This window comes from Streptomyces sp. NRRL F-4489 (assembly GCF_001509485.1).
GTDB lineage: Bacteria > Actinomycetota > Actinomycetes > Streptomycetales > Streptomycetaceae > Streptomyces.
In genome coordinates, this window is sequence record NZ_LLZI01000103.1 from 1 (window position 1) to 5,111 (window position 5,111).

General features: G+C 73.8%; 3 protein-coding genes. 2 read left to right on the forward strand and 1 reads right to left on the reverse strand.

Features of this window, described 5'->3' with window-relative positions; genetic code table 11:
- Positions 1-1,020: 1,020 nt before the first annotated feature.
- A complete protein-coding gene (locus ADL22_RS10340; RefSeq protein WP_079064002.1) occupies positions 1,021-2,274 on the reverse strand; it encodes a threonine aldolase family protein in 1,254 nt (417 codons plus the stop codon).
- A 556-nt stretch (positions 2,275-2,830) separates the two neighbouring features.
- Between ADL22_RS10340 and ADL22_RS10345 the strand changes: the two genes are divergently transcribed.
- Positions 2,831-3,952 (forward strand): Rossmann-like and DUF2520 domain-containing protein, encoded by a 1,122-nt coding sequence (locus tag ADL22_RS10345; RefSeq protein WP_066976059.1) that lies wholly within the window; start codon positions 2,831-2,833, stop codon positions 3,950-3,952.
- A partial coding sequence (panC, locus tag ADL22_RS10350) for a pantoate--beta-alanine ligase (protein WP_079064003.1) occupies positions 3,949-5,111 on the forward strand: 1,163 nt, incomplete at its 3' end. The genes ADL22_RS10345 and panC, both read left to right, overlap by 4 nt.

Sequence of the window (5,111 nt, forward strand, 5' to 3'; positions counted from 1 at the left end):
CCCTCCACCCCCGCCTCCTCCAACCCCGACCGCAACCCTCACCCCCGCCTCAGCCCCCACTAACGGCGCCGATCGGACACACGGGACCTCCCGAGCGGCCCACCAGTCCCGGGCGCCCGAGGCCGCACCGAACGGCCCGGCCCGCCGCCCGGTGGCCTGCCACCGCCGGCCGCCTGCCTGCCCGACCGGCCCCGCCCGGCTGCCCGCCGCTGCCTGCCGAACACCGCCCACCGCCCGGCCGTCCGCCGCCGGCCGCCCGGCCTCGCCCGCCGATGCGCGGCTGGTCTCCGCTATCGATGCGTGTACGGCTCGCCCGCCACCGCCTGGCCGCTCCATCAACCGCCCGCCCGGGCTCGGCCGTTGGTGCATGGCCGACTCGGCCGGCGCCGCACGGGTGTCCTCGGCCGGCGCCGCTCGGACACCCTCGTCTGCCCGACGCACTGGACGACGTCAGCTCCGGATGCGCTGGGGTGGCGCCAGCCCCTGACGCGGCCGTCGACGTTACGTTCCGATGCACCGGACGAGGTCACTCCCGATGTGCCGGTCGACGTCAGGTCCGATACGCGTGCCGGGCACGCCCAGGTCCGACGTGACGGCCAACTTCCGTTCCCGTGCCAGCCGACGTCAGTTCCCGCGCCTGACGGCGTCGGTACCCATGCCGGTCGGCGTCACGTCCCGCGCCGGTCGACATCACCTCCCGTGACGTGCTGGGCAGTGTCACCTCCGATGCGTGCGCTGGATGGGGCAGGTCTTGGTGTTGCGCTAGGTCCGTGTCAGGCCCCCACACGCAGGCCGACGTCACGTCCCGATGCACTGGGCGCCGTCAGGTCCCGATACGTGTGCCGGGAGCGGCCAGGTCGCCATGTGGCGCACAACGTCAGGCTCATGTGGCGGTCGCCGCCAGGTCCCGATGCCGCCGTTCCCGTCCCCGCCTATCGGACGAGGTCAGGCCCCGTGTCGGTCGGCGTCACCGCCGGCGACGTGTCGGACGACGCCGTGTTTCCGGCCGTGCCAGGGACGTCACGTCCCGATGCGCTGGACGAAGTCGGCTACCGCGGTGCGTATTTCGTCTGTTGTCCAGTCCAGGGCGGGGGAGGCGATCGTCAGCTCGGTCATGGCCATGCCGGGTGGGCCGGCGGGGGTTGGGGTGCGCCAGGCGTGGAAGAGGGTTGTGCGGGTCTCCTCGGATTGGTTGGTGGCGGCGTCGGTCAGGGCCTCGGGTGGGTACGGCAGCCAGAGCTGGAATTGGTGGGTGTGCGGTTCTTCGGGGTGGACCCGGAACCACGGGACGCCGGCCTCCGCCAGGCCCTCGCGCAGCGCGCGGGCCACGAGCTTGGCGTGGGCGACGTACTGGGGAAGGCGGGGGAGTTCGCGGTCCAGGCCGGCGAGCGCGGCGAGGGCGGCCGGCCACTGCTGGAACTGCTGGCCGCCGTAACGGTGCCGCCAGGCGCGGGCCTCCTCGATGAAGCCTTCGCTGCCGGCCAGTGCGGCGCCCGCTATGCCGCCCAGTGTTTTGTAGAACGAGACGTAGACGCTGTCCGCGAGGCCGGCGATCTCCGGGAGCGGGCGGCCGAAGTGCGGGCCGCACTCCCACAGCCGGGCGCCGTCGAAGTGGACCACCGCGTCCCGGTCCCGCGCCGCGGTGACGGCCGATGTCAGCTCCTCCCAGGTGGGAAGGACATACCCGGCGTCGCGCAGGGGGAGTTCGAGGGTGAGGGTGCCGAACGGTTCCTGGAGGGCGTAGATCTCCTCGGCGGTGGGCAGGCGGGGCGCGGTGGTCGGGTGGATCATGCGCAGGCCGCTGACCACGGCGTAGGCGTCCCGCTCGTGCATCTCCAGGTGGGAGAGGGGGTGGCCGGCGACCGTGGCGTTGCCGGTGCGGCCGGCCCAGCAGCGCAGGGCCACCTGCTGGGCCATCGTGCCGGTCGGGAAGAACGCGGCGGCCTCGGCCCCGAGGGCATCGGCGGTCCGGCGCTCCAGCTCGCCCACGATGCCGTCGTCGTTGCCGTAGAAGTCCGTCCAGTCGTCGAGGTCGTACGCGCCGGGGGCCTCGGCCGCCAGGCGGCGCAGCCGCTCGCCGATCGTCTCCGGCGGCCGGAAACCGGTGAGCGTCCGCCGTGCGCCGCGCCAGGCCGTCAGGCGTCGCGTCCGGTTATCGGACGGTCTCTGTGGTGCCTCCTCCGGCGCCGATGTCTCGACAGTCCGCTCTCCGTCATCGTCATCATCGTCCGTCGCCAGGAGAGCGGCCGTGGGCTTCCCGTCGTCTTCCGGCATGAGGTCGCTGCTGCTTTTCTCGCCGGGTGGGATTTCTCCGGTGTTTTTCACGGACATGGGCATGGGCGCGGATTCGCTTGGATCAGGGTGTGCGGGGTGGTCGCGGTCTTTTGCGGTGCGTGTTGTCCCTGCTGCTGTCCGTGCTGGCTGATTTCCGGTCTTGAGCTCGCTTTTGCTTTTGGTTTCGGGCTTGGTCGCGGTTTTGGATTCGGCGTCGGTGGTGGTGTCGGTGCTGGCGTTGGTGTCGGTGTCGGTACTGGTGTTGGTCATGGCCCCCGCCTTCGCTCGTGCCGCTTGTGCGTCTGTCCCCGCGGCTTCGGACCGATCATCGCGCAGTCGCGCAAGGCGCGGTGGGGGCTGTGGATAACTTCTCGGGGGAGGGAGCGGTGCGGGTTCGCGGAGGGGGGCGGAGCGAGGTGTTCCGGTTGTTCCGGTTGTGGGTCGAGATGCTTGTCTCACCCTCTGCGCAGCCCTCAGGGCCCGGGGAGTCGCTCGCGTAGCATGGCGACGAATCGTCCGGTACCCCTCGCGGACTGGAACGGAAGGCCGTCGCCCCGTGAAACCGAACCCATCCATCGAGGCCCAGGACCGGCCCGCCCGGCTCACCGTCGGAGTCGTCGGGGCCGGCCGCGTCGGGCCCGCGCTCGCCGCGTCGCTGCGGCTCGCCGGCCACCGCCCGGTAGCCGTATCGGGCGTCTCGGACGCCTCTGTACGGCGCGCCGCCGAGCTGCTGCCCGGTGTCCCGCTGGTCACCCCGGCCGAGGTGCTCGCCCGGGCGGACCTGGTGCTGCTGACCGTCCCCGATGACGCGCTGGCCGACCTGGTGAAGGGCCTCGCCGAGACCGGCGCGGTACGGCCCGGGCAGCTGCTGGTGCACACCTCGGGGCGCTTCGGGGCGAAGGTGCTGGATCCGGCCACGCGGGCCGGTGCGCTGCCGTTGGCGCTGCACCCGGCGATGACGTTCACCGGGACGTCGGTGGACGTCCAGCGGCTGGCCGGCTGCCCGTTCGGAGTGACCGCCCCGGAGGAGCTGCGGATGGCCGCGGAGGCGCTGGTCATCGAGATGGGCGGGGAGCCCGAGTGGATCGCGGAGGCGGATCGTCCGCTCTACCACGCGGCCCTCGCCATCGGCGCGAACTACCTGGTCACGCTGGTCGCGCAGGCCATGGAGCTGCTGCGGAAGGCCGGCGTCCGGGCTCCGGACCGGATGCTCGGTCCGCTGCTCGGCGCGGCGCTGGACAACGCGCTGCGATCCGGGGACGCCGCGCTGACCGGCCCGGTGGCCCGTGGGGACGCGGGTACCGTCGCGGCCCATGTGGCGGAGCTGCGCGCGCACGCCCCGCAGGCCGTCGCGGGCTATCTGGCGATGGCCCGGATGACCGCCGACCGGGCGCTGACGCACGGCCTGCTCAAGCCGGAGCTGGCGGCTGAACTTCTGGATGCGCTGGCGGGGCCGGCCCCGGACAGTGCCTCCACGGCGGCCCCCAACGGCCCGGCCACGGACGCCGAGAGCCCCACCGGCCCGGATGACAACCCCCAGCCCCCAGGCGACAACCCCCCGTCCACAGACGACAACCCCCAGCCCTCCGACCCCGGTTCCGACTCCGGCCCGGGTTCCGACACCGGCCCCGACACCGACCCCGACTCCGACCACGGCCCCCATGGAGGTGGCGCATGACCTCCTCGTTCGTGCATTCGTCCCCGGAGGGGGGCGGGCGGCCGGGGGCGGGGCCGCAGCTGGTGCGGACCGCCGGGGAGCTGCGGGCGCTGCCGCGGCGCAGTGGCGCGCGGGCCGTTGTCATGACCATGGGCGCGCTGCACGAGGGGCACGCGACCCTGGTGCGGGCCGCCCGGGAGCGGGTCGGACGGGATGGCCAGGTCGTGGTCACCGTGTTCGTCAATCCGCTCCAGTTCGGGGCGGGTGAGGACCTTGACCGGTATCCGAGGACGCTGGACGAGGATGTGGTCCTGGCCGGCCGGGCGGGGGCCGACGCCGTTTTCGCGCCGTCCGTTGACGAGGTGTACCCGGGGGGCGAGCCCCAGGTACGGATCACCGCCGGGCCGATGGGCACCGTCCTGGAGGGCGCCAGCCGGCCCGGGCACTTCGACGGGGTGCTCACCGTCGTCGCCAAGCTGCTCCATCTGACCGGGCCTGACCTGGCGTTCTTCGGGGAGAAGGACGCCCAGCAGCTCGCCGTCATCCGGCGGATGGCCGCCGACCTGAATTTCCCGGTCGAGATCGTCGGCGTGCCCACGGTGCGCGAGGCCGACGGGCTGGCCCGGTCCAGCCGGAACCGCTACCTCTCGGGGCCGGAGCGGCGCACCGCGCTGGCGCTGTCCGCGGCGCTCTTCGCGGCCCGCGACCGGCTCACCGCCGAGGAGGCGCTGCGGGCCCGCGCGGCGTCCGCCGGGCACCCCGTACAGGACCGCTCCGCGGCGCTGGCGGCGCTCGGGGAGGACCGGGCGGCCGCCGACGCGCACGCGGTCGCCTGCGCGTCCGCAGGGCCCCTCCACGGGCCGTCCGTGGCCCGCGCCGCGGCCCGCGCGGTGCTGGAGGACGCCGCGCGTCTGGAGCCGCCGCTGCGCCTGGACTACCTGGCCCTGATCGATCCCCGGGACTTCACCGAGGTCGGGGACGACTACGAGGGTGAGGCGATCATGGCGGTGGCCGCCAAGGTGGGCACCACCCGGCTCATCGACAACATCCGGCTGGTCTTCGGCGCGAGCACCACCCCGGCGCACCCGGCGGCAGCCACGCAGGACCAGCGCCCCGCCCCCGAGGCAGAGCGCCCCGCCCCCGAGGCACACCAGCCCGGGCACCCCCACCCCAAGACAGC